The 18619-nt window shown below is 58.1% G+C and carries 16 protein-coding genes; 4 read left to right on the top strand and 12 right to left on the bottom strand.

Translation table 11 applies throughout. From position 1 onward, the window contains the following. Window positions 1-40: 40 nt before the first annotated feature. From AC5FXY_RS04110 to AC5FXY_RS04095, 4 genes are all read left to right on the top strand, one after another. Window positions 41-907 (top strand): dienelactone hydrolase family protein, encoded by an 867-nt coding sequence (locus AC5FXY_RS04110; RefSeq protein ID WP_493555366.1) that lies wholly within the window; start codon window positions 41-43, stop codon window positions 905-907. Between the two features lie 117 nt (window positions 908-1024). Next, window positions 1025-1501: an Mpo1 family 2-hydroxy fatty acid dioxygenase gene (locus tag AC5FXY_RS04105; RefSeq protein WP_493555365.1), complete on the top strand. Its 477-nt coding sequence runs from the start codon at window positions 1025-1027 to the stop codon at window positions 1499-1501. 226 nt (window positions 1502-1727) lie between these two features. Next, window positions 1728-4814 (top strand): DUF8693 domain-containing protein, encoded by a 3087-nt coding sequence (locus AC5FXY_RS04100; protein WP_493555364.1) that lies wholly within the window; start codon window positions 1728-1730, stop codon window positions 4812-4814. An 88-nt stretch (window positions 4815-4902) separates the two neighbouring features. Next, complete coding sequence (locus AC5FXY_RS04095; protein ID WP_493555363.1) at window positions 4903-5133, top strand: PID-CTERM protein-sorting domain-containing protein; 231 nt, start codon at window positions 4903-4905, stop codon at window positions 5131-5133. Window positions 5134-5206: 73 nt separating this feature from the next. On the opposite strand, the gene AC5FXY_RS04090 is transcribed toward AC5FXY_RS04095, so the two are convergent. From AC5FXY_RS04090 to AC5FXY_RS04035, 12 genes are all read right to left on the bottom strand, one after another. After that, window positions 5207-5941 carry a phenylalanine 4-monooxygenase gene (locus tag AC5FXY_RS04090; RefSeq protein ID WP_493555362.1) on the bottom strand — a complete coding sequence of 245 codons (735 nt, stop codon included), beginning with the start codon at window positions 5939-5941 and terminating at the stop codon, window positions 5207-5209. 292 nt (window positions 5942-6233) lie between these two features. Then, on the bottom strand, window positions 6234-7109 hold the full coding sequence (locus AC5FXY_RS04085) for a DoxX family protein (RefSeq protein WP_493555361.1): 876 nt from the start codon (window positions 7107-7109) through the stop codon (window positions 6234-6236). Window positions 7110-7168: 59 nt separating this feature from the next. Then, complete coding sequence (locus AC5FXY_RS04080) at window positions 7169-8410, bottom strand: helix-turn-helix domain-containing protein (RefSeq protein WP_493555360.1); 1242 nt, start codon at window positions 8408-8410, stop codon at window positions 7169-7171. A gap of 72 nt (window positions 8411-8482) precedes the next feature. Next, window positions 8483-9511, bottom strand: a complete 1029-nt coding sequence (locus tag AC5FXY_RS04075; protein ID WP_493555359.1) for a bifunctional 3-deoxy-7-phosphoheptulonate synthase/chorismate mutase — start codon at window positions 9509-9511, stop codon at window positions 8483-8485. Between the two features lie 41 nt (window positions 9512-9552). After that, window positions 9553-10332 (bottom strand): tryptophan synthase subunit alpha, encoded by a 780-nt coding sequence (gene trpA, locus AC5FXY_RS04070; RefSeq protein WP_493555358.1) that lies wholly within the window; start codon window positions 10330-10332, stop codon window positions 9553-9555. 80 nt (window positions 10333-10412) lie between these two features. Then, window positions 10413-11600: a tryptophan synthase subunit beta gene (trpB, locus tag AC5FXY_RS04065; RefSeq protein ID WP_493555357.1), complete on the bottom strand. Its 1188-nt coding sequence runs from the start codon at window positions 11598-11600 to the stop codon at window positions 10413-10415. Between the two features lie 61 nt (window positions 11601-11661). Next, window positions 11662-12336, bottom strand: coding sequence for a phosphoribosylanthranilate isomerase (locus AC5FXY_RS04060; protein ID WP_493555356.1), 675 nt, complete (start codon window positions 12334-12336; stop codon window positions 11662-11664). Window positions 12337-12350: 14 nt separating this feature from the next. Beyond that, window positions 12351-13184 carry an indole-3-glycerol phosphate synthase TrpC gene (gene trpC, locus AC5FXY_RS04055; protein ID WP_493555355.1) on the bottom strand — a complete coding sequence of 278 codons (834 nt, stop codon included), beginning with the start codon at window positions 13182-13184 and terminating at the stop codon, window positions 12351-12353. A gap of 121 nt (window positions 13185-13305) precedes the next feature. Beyond that, on the bottom strand, window positions 13306-14298 hold the full coding sequence (gene trpD / locus AC5FXY_RS04050; RefSeq protein ID WP_493555354.1) for an anthranilate phosphoribosyltransferase: 993 nt from the start codon (window positions 14296-14298) through the stop codon (window positions 13306-13308). 107 nt (window positions 14299-14405) lie between these two features. Next, a complete protein-coding gene (locus AC5FXY_RS04045; protein ID WP_493555353.1) occupies window positions 14406-14978 on the bottom strand; it encodes an anthranilate synthase component II in 573 nt (190 codons plus the stop codon). 37 nt (window positions 14979-15015) lie between these two features. Further along, window positions 15016-16497 carry an anthranilate synthase component I family protein gene (locus AC5FXY_RS04040; protein WP_493555352.1) on the bottom strand — a complete coding sequence of 494 codons (1482 nt, stop codon included), beginning with the start codon at window positions 16495-16497 and terminating at the stop codon, window positions 15016-15018. A gap of 504 nt (window positions 16498-17001) precedes the next feature. Continuing rightward, the gene (locus AC5FXY_RS04035) at window positions 17002-18423 is read right to left on the bottom strand and encodes an alpha/beta hydrolase-fold protein (RefSeq protein ID WP_493555351.1); all 1422 of its coding nucleotides are present in this window, start codon (window positions 18421-18423) and stop codon (window positions 17002-17004) included. Between the last annotated feature and the right edge of the window lie 196 nt (window positions 18424-18619).

Genomic DNA, 18619 nt, shown 5'->3' with positions numbered 1-18619 from the left:
GGTTTACGATTCAGGGTGGGTAGCTTCTACTCACACATCCATGAAAAACGCCTTTACCCTGCTGGTAGCTCTTTTGTGGGCCAGCGCCGCAGCATACGCCCAGAAAGCTGCGGCCTGCTGCGTCAAGCCCAGCTCCGATGCTATTCTGGCTTTCGCCAATCTGGCGGCCGACCCGGACTTTATGCGTGGCCACGAAGCCCCTGTGCCTTTTGATTACACGCAGCAAGCGGCCGGCCAAACGATAACCTTCACCACCCCCGACAGCAGCACCGGCTACGGCTATGAAGTACGCCCTACCCAGCCTTCCGGCAAATACCTTTTCGTGATTCACGAATGGTGGGGGCTCAACGATTACATCAAGCGCGAAACCGACCGCCTAGCGGCAGCTCTGCCAGGGGTAACCGTGCTGGCCATCGACCTCTACGACGGCAAACTTGCTACGACCGCGCAGGAAGCCAGCACCCTGGTACAAAGAGTAGACAAAACCCGGGCTTCAAACATCATTCGCGGAGCCCTGCAGCACGCGGGTCCCACGGCGCAGGTAGCCACCATTGGCTGGTGCTTTGGGGGCAGTTGGTCGTTGCAGGCGGCCTTGCTGGCCGGTAAGCAAGCTGCTGGCTGCGTCATCTATTATGGCATGCCCGAAAAGGATGTAGCCAGGTTAAAAACGTTGAATACCGACGTGCTTGGCATATTTGCCACACAGGACCAGAGCATCAGCCCGGCAGTGGTACAGCAGTTTCAAGCCAATATGAAGCAGGCTGGCAAGAAGGTTACCATCCACAACTTTGAAGCGGTACACGCCTTCGCCAACCCCAGCAACCCCCAATACGACGCTGCGGCAGCCGGCAAAGCTAATGCCTTGGCGCTGGGTTATTTGCGTAAAAAATTCAAGCTCAGGTCATAGGTAACCTCGCCAAAGTAAGGCCGCCGCAACGTTTGTTGCGGCGGCTTTTTTGTTAGCAAAAAGCCCTAAAGTATCTTGGCTTCTCCATACTTCCTCTTTGATCTAACGCTGTTCCTTATGCCCACCGCTACCCTATCATCATTGCTTGCGGAGTACGGTGAAAGTCACCAAAACCCCACCAATAAGCTGGTGCATTGGATTTGTGTACCGCTCATCATGTTCTCCTTGCTAGGCTTGCTGTGGTCGGCGCCCGTTCCGGAAGCGTTGCGCCAACTTAGCCCCTGGCTGAACTGGGCCACAGTCGTGATGGTGCTGGCAGTGCTTTATTACCTCCGCCTGTCGGTGCCATTGGCGGCCGGTATGGTCTTGGTCAGCGCATTTATCGCTCTGGCTTTACGGGTTGTGGATGAGCGGGCTTCGCTCCCGCTTTGGGGAATCAGCCTGATTATCTTTGTCCTAGCGTGGATTGGTCAGTTTTGGGGCCATAAGGTGGAAGGCAAGAAGCCCAGCTTTCTGAAGGATGTTCAGTTCCTACTCATCGGCCCTCTGTGGCTGCTGCATTTCGTGTACCGCCGGCTTGGATGGCCTTATTAGGGCTCTAGTCCCGGGATAGGCACCTTCTGAAGACGCGAGTAACAGGTGTTTGGGTCCCTTGCTGACCATGTTAGCCCTGGGTTACATCTCTCACATATAGATGTGGTAATCATCGATGATCTGATAGCACTTGCTACTTTCGCCTGTTCCTTTGTCGTGCCCTGTCCTGCTGAGTACTGAACCATCATTTGGAAACCCTCAATTCATCTACTTCTTCCCTACTTCTATGCCCACTTTTCCCCAATTACTAAGGCGTGCCGGTACGGCACTGCTGTTGGGTACGCTGGTCATGAGTCAGGCCTGGGCCCAGCACACCCGGGTGCCGGCCACTCGAGGCTCAGACCCTTCCGTTGCGGACCCTCAATACTATGCGCGTAAGTTGGCCAAGGCGCAGGCCCACGTGCAGGCAGCACGGCCGTCGCGCTTTGCTCACATCGTGTCGCCGCCGGCCCCGGCAGCATTACCAGCTTGCTTTGAAGCCTTCGGGGATACTGCCACTGCGGGTTCAGGTTGGGTCCGATTGCCCCGTATCGATGATAGCTCGACCGGCGAAGTACAGCTGGGCTTCAACTTCTCGCTGTACGGAACGGTGTATAACTCACTGTACATCAACAACAACGGCAACGTCACTTTCGACAATCCACTGGGGCAATTTGACCCGGACGGGTTCCCGATTTCTATTCCCATGATTGCCCCCTTCTGGGCCGATTTGGACCCGGCGCCTAGCAATAGCGGCAGTGCGTGGTACAAGCTTTATCCCAACCGGTTGGTGGTTGTATGGAGCCGGGTAGGCTACTTCAATCAAGGCAACGCAAGTGATAAAAAGAATACGTTTCAGCTCGTTATCAGGGCCAACACCGCTCCGGGCTTTTCCGGCAACGATGTACTCTTTGCCTACGACGATATGCAATGGACCACCGGCACTGCCTCAGGCGGCGTAGGTGGGTTTGGCGGTTTTCCGGCTACTGTTGGCATCAACAAAGGCAATGGGACTAACTTCATCCAGTTCGGTCGCTTTGATCAACCTGGTACCCTACGCGTCAATAACGTTACGCCGGGTGGCGTAGATTGGCTCGATGGCCAGTGCTTGGGCTTTACCGTAGGGGGCACCAGCAACAATATCCCTCCCACTGTCAGCAACTTCCCGGCTGGCAACACCATCACGCTAAACGTAGGACAAACCATCACCTTGGCTGGCGCAACGGCTCCCGAGTTTATCGGTCCGGAACCTGGCCAGACGGTAACGGTGCAGGCAAATACCGGTGGGCTGTGCAACACCACGGTCAACATGCTGGGGAATGGCACCGACCGTGCTCAGGCTAACCTCACTATTACGGGAGCAGCTTGCAACGTAGGCACGAACCAAATCACTTTCACCGCTACCGACAACGGTACTCCCGCTGCCCAAGCGACTTTTACCCTTACGGTGGTCGTGAACAGCCAAGCTGGCGGACAGTGGACTGGCGCTATCAGCAGCGACTACATCAATCCGGGCAACTGGAGCAACAACGTAGTGCCCGGTGCTGCAGATGATGTGGTCATTCCAAGTGGCGTACCGAACATGCCGGTGCTAAGCAATAATGCTGATGCCCGGAACATCACTATTGCTAGTGGCGCCTCGCTGAGGGTAGCTGCCGCCGGCACCATGCGCCTCAATGGCAACTTGACTAACAACGGTACTTTCTCAGGAACTGGTACTGTGCTTACGGCTGGACCGTCGGCCCAGAGCTTTGCCGGTACCAACGGCGGAAGCATCAGCAACTTGACCGTCGGGGCGAGTGGACTGCAACTAAGCCAGCCGCTGGCTGTGGCGCGCCTGCTTACGCTTAATGGCAATCTGGCTTCGAACGGTAACCTGACGCTGATTTCCAACGCCAGCGGCACGGCCATGGTGGTAAACAACGGCAGCGCCGCCGTTACTGGCACCTCGGCAGTGCAACGCTTTATTGATCCGAGCCTGAACTCAGGTGCTGGTTATCGTCACTTCTCCTCCCCGGTTACGGCAACCACGCTGGCTGACCTAACCACGGCGGCTTTCTCGCCGGTGGTAAACCCGGCTTACAACACCTCGCCGACGCCGACGCTGGTAACGCCTTTCCCGAACATCTTCTTCTACAACCAGGCGCAGGTAACGGCTAGTGGCGCCAATGCCAACGCCAATTTCGACCAAGGGTGGGTATCGCCCGCCAGCACGGCGGAGACCATGACGCCCGGCCGTGGCTACACCGTGAACCTGGCCGGTGGCCAGGTGGTAGACTTCGTGGGTACACTCAATAATGGGGCTATCAACATTACTAACCTTGGCCGCAGCGCCCAAGCCCAAGCCGGCTGGCACCTGATCGGCAACCCATACCCCGCCCCACTGGATTGGAACCAGGCCTTTGCAACTGCTACTGGCCTTGAAAATGCGGTGTACGTGTACAAATCGAGCGGCCAGTACCAAGGCGGCTACGCCAGCTTCGTGAACGGCGTGGGCACCAACGGCGGCTCGAATATCATTCCGGTAGCTCAGGGCTTCTTCGTGCGCACCAGCTCCTCCGGAACCACCGGCAGCCTAGCCCTGACCAATGCGGCCCGTGTTACCTCCTACACCAACGCAGTGATGCATCGCACCGTGGAAACGCGCCCGTTGGTTCAACTCAGCCTAGCTGGCAATGGCCTGACTGACCAAGTAGCCGTGTACTTCCAGCAAGGCGCTACCGCCGGCTTCGACCGCGCATATGACGCAGGCAAGCTAACCGCTGGCCATGGCCTCCTACTGGCTCTGGACAATGCCGGCGAGCAATTGTCCATCAACGGCCTGCCGCTGCTCGGCAACTCCACCGTCACCTTGCCGCTGGTGGTAGCCGTTGACCGTACCGGCACTTACACCCTGCAGGCCGATCAGCTGCTGAACCTGCCAGTGGGCGTTGGAGTAGAACTTCATGATGCCCAAACGGGTGCCGTGGTTAATCTTCGCTCACAAGCGAGCTACACTTTCACTGCCGATGCTGCCCAGCGTGGTCCGCGCTTTACACTGGTGCTGAATCCGGCTCGGGCACTAGCTACAGCTCCTGCGCAGTTGAGCGCCCAGGTACACGTATACCCGAACCCAGCTCATGAGCAGTTGTGGCTGACAATTCCGGCCAGCAATAAAGCGGTGGAAGCAGTGCTCTACAACTCTCTTGGCCAACAGGTACTGCACCGTACCTTGCCTGCCGGACGCGGCAGCGAAGCCCAGCAACTATCCCTGGCCAATTTGGCAAAGGGTGTTTACTCGCTGCGCATTAACCTGCCCGAAGGTGCTGTCACCAAACGCGTGATAGTAGAATAACTGAAGAGAAATAAGCCCACGCGTTTGGTCAAACGCGTTGGGCTTGTTTCCTTAGTGCTGCCGTTGTTGTCTCCTCTTTTTAATTTGTATGAATTTTTCTAACTCAATTGCTCGGGCTACCTTCTGCCTGCTTGCGTTGCTCGCATTTACTGCCCTAGCTCAATCAGCTCAGGCTCAAGGATCTGGCAACCCTGGCACCGGTGGCCCCACCCCAGGCACGCCCACCACGCCTACCGAAGTTCCTATTGATGGCGGTGCTTCCTTGCTACTAGCTGCTGCCGGTGCATTGGGTGTTCGTCAACTTCGTCGTCGGCGATAAGCGACTAATTGCCTGATTAAAATAAAAAAAGCAGGACCGCTGAAAAGCTGTCCTGCTTTTTATTGGTAGCTGATTAGCGCACCGACCCTACTACCTCGGACTTCCCTGCAGTAGTAAGCTGAGCCACTAGTTCCGCGGTGGCATCCGCTAGCTCGGCTAAGCTAGGCAATACGAAATAGAACGTTTGAAATCCATCCCGCACGGCAGGCATGCTTACAGCCTGCGCCACATCAAGAGGTTGCCGGGGGGCTTCGCTGTCAAAGCAGCGGTGCAGCTCGGCAGCTGACGAAAGCAGCCCGGCCCCATATACGCGTAGTTCCTCCCCTTCCCGTAACAGGCCAAACTCCGCGGTATGCCAAAACAAGCGCACCAATTGCTGCACAGCCAGGTTATCGGCTAGGTGATGGCGCGCTATCTGGCCGAAGTGTTCGAGCCAGCCGGCCCATTCCGGATTTGTTAGCATGGGCAAGTGTCCGAACACATCGTGGAATAGGTCGGGGCCCGCTAGGTAATCGAAGTGCCGCATAGGTCGCATCCAGTGCGTGACGGGAAAGCGCCGCTCGCTCAGCATGGAAAGGAATGTACGGTCGTCAACGCGGCCGGGCACTGGTTCAATACTCCAGCCGGTCAGCTGTTGCAGGCGTTGATTGAGCTCGTCCAGATCAGGAGCCGCATCGCGCGTGAGGCCCAGACGGCTAATGCCAACCGCAAACGGTGCCGCCGCCCGGCGGTGCAGCAGGGCAGTTTGGCGGTCGAAGAGAACTTTCCACACAAGGTGGTCTTCGGCGGTGAGGTGATGGGCTTTCATACGAACTAGGTAAGCAGAAAAAAAGCCCGGTCTCCTTAGCGGAGCCGGGCTTAGTTGGATTCAAGTCAAGTCTAGTAGCTGCTTTGGCTTCATCGGCTGACATGCAACGGCACGGCTCCATCCCCTTGCGTGGGGCGAACGTACAGATTAAAGTTGCATTTGATGGACTGGCGCAGCATAGTGACTACAAAGATAAATGAAAATCCAGTTGGTGCAACTTCGCCTGGGTTCGAGCCTATATTTTTCAATAAGGGAAAGTGCGGAATACGGTCGCTAACAGCCCTACGTCCAGTTATTTTAACTCTTCACTGCGCATGCCAAGACTAGTTTCGCCGCGTACCGTCAGACTCAGGTTTGCGGTTGCGCTGCTTGCGTTTACAACAACCGCTGCTGAGCCCGGTTCAAAGCGTAGGGTAGCGCTGTGCCCAGGCGCCAGCATGCCCCTGCTGCTGATGCTGCCATCAGTCCGCTTCTCCTTGATTTCCACCTGCACCCGCCCAATATTTCGGGCAGTGACCCGGAAGGTACCACGCTGTCCGCCGCCGAGCAAAAACTGCTTACCTGGCTCCACAAATAAGTTGGAGTGCAGATTATCGCCGGCCCAACTGGCCGTAACTACTGCGAGCAACAGTGCTAAAACAGCCACAACCGGCTTTGTGAGGTAAGAGGTGGCGGCCAATGGAACAGGATTTAAGTTAACCGGCCTTGGGCGCGTCAGCAAATAATCAATGGAATACCGCCCCGGCCCTACCGCCGTGACGACAACAAAGGCCCAAAACAGTAGCTGCTGAAAATACATCCCGGTGATTGGTGAAGGGTCCTCATACCACAGAAACGCCACGACGAAGAACTGAAACGCCAATTGGAATCCGCTCCAGCGCGTGAACAGTCCCAGCGCAATCAACAGGCCACCTGCAAACTCGCCCCACACGGCGGCACCAGCCCAGAAATAGGGTGATGGGAACGTAAACCCTAGGCCCGCCACCTGCTGCACAAACCAATCAGGTGGGCCAGGTATCCGGGCGCTGGCCACGGCGGCTAGGTTAGTAAGCTTGGGCAGGCCGGCACCATCGGCAATGGATAAGCCCAGATGAAGACGAAAAAATAGCCACGCGATGTCGACGGCGCGGTTTTGCAAAGGAACGGCGGAAAACAACAGCTTTTTCATGACGCAGCACTGGGTTGGTTAATGACCCAAAACTGCCTTCATAAGGCTGTCAAAGCGCTTCAGGTTATGATTCGGGACGCCCCAATTTGTGATTTGAGCCGCGCGGAGGTCTCACTTGGGGTTTCACCCTTGAGCTTCTTAAACACTCGATTGAAGGTGGATTTGGAATTAAATCCTGACTCTAACGCAATGGCCACCAACGTGTAGTGCTGATAGCGTGCATCCACCAGCAGGCGCTCAGCTTCGCTTACCCGGTAGCTGTTCACAAAGTCGTTGAAGTTTTGGCCGAAGCCAGCGTTGATGACTTTCGACAGCGTAGTAGTATTCGTTTGAAGCCGCAAGGCCAATTCGGCCAGGGTAAGATCGGGCTCTAGATAGGGGCGCTCGGTGCGCATGAGTTGCTCTAGGCGTTCATTCCAGCGCAAGTAATCGGCCGGGACTACGTCGGGTTCGGCAGGGTACGTCTCGATATTAGTGACCGGCGCTGCCTGCGGTTCAGCAGCTAGCTTGGGCTCAAAGTGCAAGGGCGCGCGCCACTGGTGCTGGGCTTGCCAGCCCGCAATACTCAGGTAATAGATGAGCACCCCGGTGAAGAAAAAGGCGTACCAGTACTCGACGTAAGAAAGTCCGGCACCGATATCGACCAAGGAATACGCTACCGATACCACCGTACTCACTAGCACGGCCAAGAGCACGTTGCGCAGCCATTGGAAACGCCGCAGCTCGGTGTCTGAGAAGTTGTCGTTGAGGTAACGTCGGTACTGTTGGTATTCGCGCAACGTGAGGTAACCATAGGTCCCCAGCGACAAGTAGTTGAGCAGCCCCGCCACATCGTGTACCTCCTGAATGTTGATGAGGGCGCCCTTGGTGCCGAAATGCTCCGGCAACGGCTGCCCTAGTCCCTGGTGCCGCACCAGTACATCGACTACCAAGCAGATTGCAAACCAGCCGACGTAAGCGGCCCATGGCGCGAAGTGCCAAAGCTGGCGGCGGCTGAGCCGAAAAGCTTGATTGGTAAGGCTGCGAAAGTAGAAGTAAAACAATGGCCCCGCGCCCAGGCTCATAGAGAACGGGAAATAAAACATGAAGGTGGAATAGCCGTTGTGGGCATCGTACCAGCCGGCAAAGCCTAACATCCACTGGGCGATGTTGGCAGTGTACAGCAGGATCAGCCAAGCCAACCAACGGTCAGCGGGCTCGTCAAGACGCCAACTCCGTATCAGCAACAATATGCCAAAGACAACGCCCTGCACGAATGCTGGCAGTAGCAAGGAGCTATACTGGCTGAATTCGAACATCATACAACAAAGGAAGGGCCGGGTGCGGCTTCTTCCAACCTTAACCCGGCCCTTGCCACAGATTCCTTTTTAACCTTAAACCAATTCCTGCTCCACCAGTTCTTGCCGCAGGGCGTACGTGCGGCGTAATGCCTCCACCAGCCGCGCCGATTCGGCGAAGTTCAGGGTTTGCTGGCCGTCGGAAGCAGCGCGCTCAGGAATGGGTGCCGTTTCGTACAGGATGCCGTCGGCACCGGCCATTACACCGGCCAGAGCCAGCGGAGCCACATGGTCGCGGATACCAATGCCGTGCGACGGATCGACGAACACGGGTAAATGCGTCTTTTCTTTAAGGATAGGCACGGCGTTTAAGTCCAACGTGTTGCGCGAGGCCGTTTCGAAAGTACGGATGCCTCGCTCGCACAGAATTATATCCTCGTTCCCGCCCGAGAAAATGTACTCGGCCGAGTGCAGCAGCTCATCGATGGTGCCCGACACACCGCGTTTCAGCAGCACCGGCTTGTCCACGCGCCCCAAGGCATCGAGCAGGTTGAAATTCTGCGTGTTGCGGGCTCCCACTTGGAACACATCAACGAAATCGTACATCTCTTCCACCTGCGACACCTGCATCACTTCCGTCACGATGCGCAGGCCGTGCTGTCGGGCTAGGCGGTAGAAGTCGCGCAGGCCGGCGAGACCGAGGCCCCGGAAGGAGTATGGCGACGACCGAGGCTTAAACACGCCACCGCGCATCAGGCGCACGCCGCTTTGTACCAGGTGGTGCATCACGGCTTCCATCTGGGCCTCGTTCTCGATGCTGCACGGACCAGCTACGATGCTCAACGAACCCTCGCCCAGGTGTATTCCGTCGCCCAAATCAAGCACGGTGGGATGTACACGCCATTTGCGGCTGACCAGCTTGTAGTCATCGGACACGCGATGCACGTCGCGCACACCGGGCAGGGAGCCGATGCGGCGCAAATCCACATCCTGCGGGCCGAGCGCCACGAGGTAAGCGGCGTGCTGGGTTTGGACGGGCGTGACTTTAAAACGCAGTTGCCGCAACTGCTCCACCAAGGAGTCTTGCGCGGCAGGTGTGAGCTGGGGGTCGAGGTGAATGATCATGGACCGCTGAATGTCTTTTGATTTCGAGGATTGATGGTGGGCTACCGGATGCGCTGCACAAACTCGCGAGCGGCGGCATGCGGATCAGGGGCGCCTTCCAGCGACTTGAGCAGCGCCGAGCCGATGATGGCCCCGTGGGCATGGCGGCACGCTTGCTCAAAGGAGCTGCGGTCGGCAATGCCGAAGCCGACCAGGCGCGGATTGCGCAGGTTCATGGCTTCAATGCGCTGCAAGTAGGCTTCTTGCTTGCCATGGTCGGCGGTTTGATTGCCGCCGGTGAGGCCCGGGCCCGATACCAGGTATAGAAAGGCCTCGGTCAGCTCATCGAGGCGGCGGATGCGGGCCTCCGAGGTTTGCGGAGTGATAAGAAAAACCGGGCGCAGGTTGTAGCGTCGGAAGGTCTCCTGGTAAAACTCGGCGTATTCCTCAGCCGGCAGGTCGGGCAGAATTACGCCGTCGATACCAGCCTCGGAAGCGCGGCGGCAAAACTCCTCCATGCCGAGCTGCATCACTGGGTTCAGGTAGCCCATGAGCAGTAGCGGCGTGTCGGGCAGGTGCTTCCGTACGCCCTGTAGCTCATCGAGGAGCCGGCGCAGGGTCATCCCGTTTCGCAAGGCGATGGTGCTTGTCTGTTGAATGACAGGGCCGTCGGCCAGCGGATCGGAAAACGGCACACCGATTTCCAGTACGTCGGCGCCGGCTTCGGCGAGGGTGCGCAGCAGCGGCACGGTGTCGTGCAAGGCGGGGTAGCCGGCCGTGATGTACAGATTGAGCACGCCTTGCGGCTTGCGGGCAAACAGGTCGGCAAATCGATTGACCACAGATTCTTCAGATTAGACGAATGTCACGGATTCAGAGGTGCTCCATTACGCAGCAAACCTCAAGGCACCAATGCGGCAGCTTACGCTAAGTGCAACTCGCGCAGGTAGGTTTCGAGGTCTTTGTCGCCGCGACCGGAGAGGTTCAGCACTACTACATCTTCGGGCTTTAGCTCAAGCTGATCGAGCGCAGCGAAGGCGTGAGCGGTTTCGAGGGCCGGAATGATGCCTTCCAGGCGGCTGCACATCTGAGCTGCTTCCAGCGCAGCCGCATCGGTGATGCTGATAAACTTTGCCCGTTTGGAATCGGCCAGAAAAGCGTGCAAAGGACCAATACCTGGGTAATCAAGGCCCGCCGAAATGGAGTGCGGCTCCGTTATCTGGCCGTGCTCGTCCTGCATCAGCAGGGTTCGGCTGCCGTGGATAATGCCCGGCCGGCCCAGCACCGACGTCGCCGCCGATTTGTCGGTCTCGACGCCATGGCCGGCAGCTTCCACGGCTACCAGTTGCACGCTGGGCTCATCGAGGAAATGGTAGAACGCCCCAGCTGCGTTGGACCCGCCGCCCACGCAGGCTACCACATAGTCGGGCAGCTCGCGGCCGGCTTGCGCCAGCAGTTGCTTGCGGATTTCCTCGCTGATAACGGCCTGGAGGCGCGCCACCAGATCAGGATATGGGTGCGGGCCCACCACCGAGCCGATGATGTAGTGCGTATCGGTGGGGTTGGTAATCCAGTCGCGGATGGCTTCGTTGGTGGCATCCTTGAGTGTTTGGCTACCGCTGGTAACGGGGCGAACTTCGGCTCCCAGCATGCGCATGCGGGCCACGTTGGGGCGCTGGCGCTCCATGTCCACTGCGCCCATGTACACCACGCACTCCAGCCCGCGCAGGGCGCACACGGTAGCGGTTGCTACGCCGTGTTGGCCGGCGCCGGTTTCGGCGATGATGCGCTTTTTGCCCAGCCGCTCGGCCAGCAAGATCTGTCCTACCGTGTTGTTGACCTTGTGGGCCCCGGTGTGGCAAAGGTCTTCGCGCTTCAGGTAGATGGTAGCGCCGTAGCGGGCCGAAAGCCGCTGCGCTTTGAACAACGGCGTGGGCCGACCCACATAGTCGCGCAGCAACTGCTGGTACTCCTGCTGAAACGCTGGATCGGCCAGAATGCTCAGGTACTGCTCCCGCAGCTCTTCCACATTGGGGTAGAGCATTTCGGGGATGAAGGCGCCGCCGAACTGGCCGTAGTAGCCGCGGGCGGTTGGTTGGTATTGGCTCATGGTAGTCTGGTGTTATTAGCTCGCGGTCGGTCTGCAAAGCAGTGGCCTCTACGGGCTGATATCAGCCGCGCAATTCGCGCAAAAACGTACTTAACAACTCTACTCTTTTCACCCCGGGAGCCGACTCAAACCGGCTGTTGACATCGAAGCCGGCCAAGCCTGGCAGCCGCAAGGAAGTCAGTTGAGCCGCGTGCTCCGGCCCGAGGCCTCCCGCCAGCAGATAGGGCGTGGGTAGCGCATAATCGCGGAGCAAGTCCCAATCAAAGGTGACTCCGTTGCCACCAGCTGCCGGGCCAGCGGTATCGAGCACAAAAAGCTGGCAGTGTGGCACGTACGATTCCAGCGCGGCACTATCAAACTGCTCTCCTACCCCAAATGCCTTCAGCACGGCCAGACCAGTTGCGGCCAGCTCAGCGCATACCGCCGGGCTTTCCTGCCCGTGCAGCTGCACCGCATCTAGGCCGAAGTGCAGAGCGAGACGCCGAATGACAGCTGGACGCTCGTTTACGAACACTCCTACTTTGGTCAGGGGCAAATGGCGCATTTGCGCGGCATCGAGCGTGTCGGTAGCGTAGCGCGGTGACTTAGGGGCGAAGATGAAGCCCAACATATCCGCACCCAGGGAAGCCACAGCCGCCACGTTTTCGGGATACTTCAGGCCGCACACTTTCACAAGCGGTCTGACGGACCCGATGACCCGTAGCGGACGGGGCGACAACGACGTAACAGCAGTCATGGCAGCGACAACAGTTAGCGGGTGGCTTCCAGTTCGCGCAACTGCTGCACCAAGGTGGCGCAGGCCTTTTCGGGGCGGCTGTTCCGCATGAAAGTCTCGCCAATCAAGAAGCCATCAAACCCGGCACGGCGCAGCAAATGAATATCGGCAGCGGTGCGCAGGCCGCTCTCGGCCACGCGTCCTAAGTGAGCCGGCAGCAGTTCGGCCAGTTCTAGGGAGCGGTCGAGGGACACGGAGAAGTCGCGCAGGTCGCGGTTGTTTACGCCTACCAGGTCCACCGCATCGAGGGCGACATCCAGCGTGCGCACCAATTCGGTGCGGTCGTGCACTTCCAGCAGCACCTCCAGGCCGAGGTCCTTGGCCAAATGGCCCAAGCGGCGCACTTCCGTGGGCTCCAGCACCGAAGCAATCAGCAGCACGGCATCGGCCCCGATGCTGCGGGCTTCCAACAACTGGTACTCATCCACCACGAAATCCTTGCGCAGGATAGGGCACAGGTTGAAGCGGCGGGCCGTGGTCAGGTCGTCGTTTTTGCCGCCGAAGAATTCGGTGTCGGTCAGAATCGACAGGGCCGAGGCGCCAGCTTGCATGTAGCCGAGGGTGGTGCGCTCCACGGGCGCAAACTCGTTGATCCAGCCTTTGGAGGGCGAGCGACGCTTGTATTCCGCAATGATGCCGCTTAGTTCGGGCCGCCGCAGATACCCGCGCAGCGACAACGTGGGAGAAGTTAAGTACTGGCTGCGCTCCAGCAGCTTCACGGGCACCAGGCTACGGCGCTCGGCCACTTCTTGCAGCTTATGCGCCACTATGCGGGCCAGAACGTCGGGAGTTGATACGATGGTATTCATAGGCAAGGCCTCTTTCCGCGGCTGCTTCCGGTCAGAAACAAGCACTAGGCGAGCTGAGGACTGTGAAAAGGGTGTGGTTTCGAAAAGGCAAAAGCGCACGACGGCCAGAGCGGCAGCGCGACTACGTATTCAGCAGAGTGGTGAAGGCGTGCCGGGCGCGGCCCGAATCCAGCGACTCATAAGCCGCATCCAGCGCATCCGATAGCGAGGTTTGGGGCGCAATGCAGCAGATGCCAAGGGCGGCGTTGGCGGCCACCACGTCGCACTGCGGGCGGGTACCCTTGCCGTCGAGCACGTCGCGGAACATGCGCGCCGAACCTTCCACTGAGCGGCCACCAACCAGTTCCTCGGCGCGACACACGGGCAAGCCCAGGCCCGCTGCCGTCAGTAGCCGTTCGCCTCCTTCGGAGGTGGCAATTTTGGCTTCGCCGGTAAGGGAAAGTTCGTCGTAGCCGTCCAGTGCGTGTACCACGGCGTAGCGGGTGCCCGTTTCCTGCAGCAGGTATTGGTAAAGGCGCAGCAGCTCTAGGCTGTACACGCCCAGCAGTTGCGCGCTTGGACGGGCGGGGTTGATTAGCGGGCCCAGCATGTTGAAGAAGGTGCGCAGGCCCAACTCGCGACGCACAGGGGCCACGCGGCGCATGGCCGGATGAAAAGCCGGGGCGTGCAGAAAGCAAATGTTGGCAGCATCTAGTTGCCGGCGCAACTGATCAGTAGAAGCATCGAAATTATAGCCGAAGTAGGCCAGAATGTTTGAAGCCCCAACCGACGACGACACGCCGAAGTTGCCATGTTTCACCACTTTGTGGCCTGCTCCAGCTACTACGAAGCTGGCCAGCGTACTGATGTTAAGCGTTTCCTTGCCGTCGCCGCCGGTCCCTACGATGTCGAGAACTTCGTGGGTGCCAAGCTCCGGGTCGCGGCAGAGCTGCAACAGAGCGTCGCGGAAGCCAGCCAGCTCGGGCACGGTAATCGGGCGCATGCGGAAAACCGTCAGCAAAGCAGCGGCTTCCGCGTCGTTCACCTCGCCCTGCCCTAGGCGCAGCATAAGCTCATAAGCTTCGCTGCGGGTCAGGGTTTGGTGGTCAAACAAGGCGGTGAGGAGGACTTTCATTGCAAAAGTGAGTTTGTGATGTCGTAAGCTTGGAAGGGTTGACCGGAGGACGTTGTGGACAGGCTCCAATTATCAGTTCTTACTCCCAACGTCGTCTCTTTACCATCTTATCCTTCAAGCCAGTTTTGCATCAGGCGGTGTCCGTGTTCGGTCAGAATGGATTCGGGGTGGAACTGCACGCCGCGCACGTCGTACTCGCGGTGGCGCAGCGCCATGATTTCGCCTTCCTCGTCGAAAGCGGTGGCTTCAAGGCACTCGGGCAAGGAGCCCGGCTGCACGGCCCAGGAGTGGTAACGCCCTACCCGGAAACGCTCGGGAATGCCTCGGAACAGCCGTTCGTCGGGAGCCGTTACCAGTGCATCGGTGGCTACGCCATGGCGGACAGTGCTTAGGTTGAGCAGCTGCGCCCCAAAGCTTTCGGCAATGCCTTGGTGACCGAGGCACACACCCAAAATGCGCTTCGAGGGTGCGTATCGGCTGATGAGTTCGGGCATTAGGCCAGCTTCGGATGGAATACCAGGGCCGGGTGAGAGCAACACAGCGTCGTAAGCGGCCACTTCATCCAGGCTGAGTTGGTCGTTACGGCGCACCGTGAGCTGATCGGCGTAGCCTAGCTCGCGCAGCACCTGCACAAGGTTATAGGTGAAAGAATCGTAATTGTCGAAAACTAGAATAGACATGGCAACGGGCGTTTGGCAGACCAATACAGCTCTCCGATTAAAGAGCAGCAGACACTGAGTCAGAAGTTCCTTTTATCTCCACCGGCTTTACTTCCTCGCCAGCGGCCGTAGCTTGCTTCAGCGCCTGGCGCAGGGCGGCCAGCTTGTGGTGCACCTCATTCAGCTCCGATTCTATTTCGGATTTTGCTACCACCCCGGCGCCGGCCTGGAAGTACAGGGTGCGCCCCACGCTCACAAACGAGCGAATGAAAATGGCATGATTGAAGTCGCCGTTGAGTCCCAAATGCCCGATGCAGCCCCCGTACAGGCCGCGGGCCGTGGGTTCCAGCTCATCAATGAGCTGCATGGCCCGCACTTTGGGCGCGCCAGAGAGAGTGCCGGCCGGAAACGTATCGGCAGCCACCTGCAGCGGGTCGGTGCCATCGGCCAGGGTGGCAGCAACGTGGCTTACCAGGTGAATGACGTGGGAGTAGTACTGAATTTCACGGAACCTACGCACTTCCACCGTGCGGCCGTGGCGAGCTAAGTCGTTGCGGGCGAGGTCTACCAACATCACGTGTTCGGCATTTTCCTTCGGGTCATCAGCTAGCTTTTGAGCTAGTGCTGCATCTTCGGCATCGTGGCCGGTGCGGCGGAAAGTGCCGGCAATGGGGAATATGCTAGCCTCGCGGCCCTCTACGCGCAGTTGCGGCTCAGGCGACGAGCCCAGCAGGCGGTATTGGCCGTAGTCGAAATAAAAGAGGTAGGGCGAGGGATTGATGGCTCGCAGGGCGCGGTACACCTGGAACTCATCGCCGCGGAAGCGCTGCGCAAAGCGGCGCGACAACACGATCTGAAATACATCGCCGCGCAAACAGTGCTGCTGCCCGGCCGCCAGAATGCGCCGAAACTCATCATCGGTGAGGTTGGTTTGCTCCTCCCCTTCCATGGCAAATTCGAACGTCGGACGAACGGTGCTACGCACCACGCTCAGCAAGCGGCGAAGCGCGTCTTCGTCGGGTGCCACGTTGTCGGGCGTATGCTCGAAGATGTGCAGTTCCTGCCGAAAGTGATTCAGGGCCAATACGTAACGGTAGAGCCCGTAGCGGGCATCAGGGAGCGGACCGGCTGCAGGTTTGTCTTGGTTGAAAGCTACGTCTTCACAGTATTGCGCGGCCCCGAAGCCGAGGTAGCCGAATAGGCCGCCGCTGATAAAGGGCAACTCAACCGTAGGAGCCGCAAAGCGCGCCGCAAAATTACGCAGCCGTTCCAGGGCCTCATGGCGTGGGTTCTGTAGTGTGGTCTGCTCCTCCGAGCCATCGGGCAGGCGCTCCAGCAGCTCAGCTCCTCGCAACTCAAGGCGGGCCAGCTCGTCGAAGGCGATATAGGAAAAGGCGTTCTGCTGGGCGTGGTAGTCAGAGCTTTCCAGCAACAGACAGCCGGGGTACTGGTCGCGCAACCGCAGGTACAGGCCGACGGGCGTAACAGTGTCGGCGGGTAATGTAAGGTGGCGGGTGCGGAGCTTAATGGAAGCGGTCATGAGCAAAGATTTCGGGCTGGCATTGACTTCTATCACCGGGCCCGAAAAGCAACAAGCCCGGCGTGTTCGGCCGGGCTTGTTGCTGATTATCAGATACTGAAGGGTCAACTGCTAATGCTACCCCACAGACAATGACTGAGCGTCCCGTCCGAGTATTCGGCAGGGCCACCACCAGAGTTGAAGGGTTGTAGTAGCTGATGTCATGGTGAGTGAATGGTTGACGGTGCAAAAGTACTGCTACTTTCAGCAAACGCAAAAAATATTACACTTATCATCACAAAATACGACCTTGATTGAAATTTCATTAACAATTGGCGCATTACATGAAAATAACGAAATACAGAAAGGAATTTCAAGCTCTTGCCTGATGAATTTATAAACTCTGGGCCGGAGCGTACAGCTTTTATTGGACGACATCACTAGAAAGCATGCAAGTCCCAGTTTGTTTCAGGTTTTGACAGAAGCTCAAACTATAATTGTTGGCAGAGCCTCCAAGCAGAAGCTTTATTGCTTCACAAACGCCTGACTAACATTCGCCTTTCCACTACGGAGGCGTAACGTATATGTACCCTTTGCTAAACCTGTCACGCTGACCACTGTGCTTGCCTGTCGCAATGAGTTACGCAGTACTACTCTGCCCGTAGTGTCAAAGATTTCTAAGCGAGCATCGCGCCAGCCACTGGGCAAATGCACCGTGATGGAGCTGGTAGCTGGGTTTGGGAATAAACTGAACGTAGAGCCTTGTTTAGCTGCCGTGCTGCTGTTGACGTTGGAGGGCCGGAACAGCCATTGGTAAGCAGCAGGAAACTCCCGTCGCCAATACCATTCGGAGTGCTGCCCATCGGCATGCGTTTGGTAGCTGAGGTCAGCGGCATTGTAACCGGCTCGGAGCAGCGAATCCCTCACAGCCTGCATGAGCGGTACCATGGTTTGGCTTTCCTGCGTACCCGCCGCGAAGTAAAAGCGCGTGGGCAATGATGCGGTGGCCCGGTGCTGATGCAGGTAGTTTTTCAACTGGGTTTCGGCAAACCAGAAGGCCGGCGAAAACACCCCCACCTTGCTGTACACTGCCGGGTACTTCAGCGCGGCATACACCGAAATAAGGGCACCCATGCTGGAGCCGGCAATGCCGGTATGCTCGCGGCCCGGCATGGTGCGGTACTGCGCATCGATGTGGGGCTTAAGCGTCTGCGTGAGAAATTCCACGTATTGGTCGCCTTGACCGCCGCCATACTGCGGGTTGTTCCACGGCGAGTACTCGTTTAGGCGGCTGGCTCCACCGTTGTCCACCGCCACCACAATACATCCAGTAGCATCCAGGCCCTGCTGCTGTAGTTGGGCCAGGGTTTCATCTACTCCCCACTCCCCGCTAAAGCTGGTGCATTGGTCAAATACATTCTGACCGTCATGCAGGTAGAGTACCGGGTACCGGCGTTGGCTGGTAGCATAATCGGCGGGCACGTACACCCAAATGCGGCGCGTGCGGCCGAGCTGGGGCATGGCAAATGCAGCATCCATCACCCGCACTTGCGGCTGCAGGGCAGTACTCTGGCAGGTGGTGCCGCCCAGATCCTTCCAGTTGACCACCGTCAGGCTCACAGTAGCCGCTCCGCTACCGATGGTGTACCGACGATTGGCAATGTCGTTGTATTGGGCATCGGCCTCCACTGAGGCCCAGGAGCCGCGAGTAAACTTAAACTCGATGGTTCCGGTCACGCTTGCCGGTAAGGTCACTTCGTACTGCCCATTACCGATGGGCGATAACGCCCAGGCCGATGCGTTGGGATTCCAGTTATTGAAGCTGCCGGCGATATAGAGCGTGTGGTTGGGCGGAGTATTTGCCGGGATGCTGGTCAGGCGAAAGGTTGTTTGGGCCCAAGTGGTGGCCGAAATCAGCAGCAGACAACAGAGGTAAATGACGCGCATGCAGTTGGGATTTGGGAGAAGAAGAACGGAGAAAGGGCAAGATTGGAGAACGGTATAGAAAGCTGACGAGATAATGCTGATTGCTTATGCTATAGCATCCAGCGCCTTGGCCGACTTGCTATTCTGGCTTTATATGAGACCCTGATAATATTATAAATTTTCCGCAAGTAAAGCCTGTTAAATTGAATAAGCCGCA

It is taken from the genome of Hymenobacter sp. FMD4 (assembly GCF_058932745.1).
The sequence above is the reverse complement of the archived record's forward strand: the minus strand, read 5'-3'. Positions and strand labels throughout refer to the sequence as shown.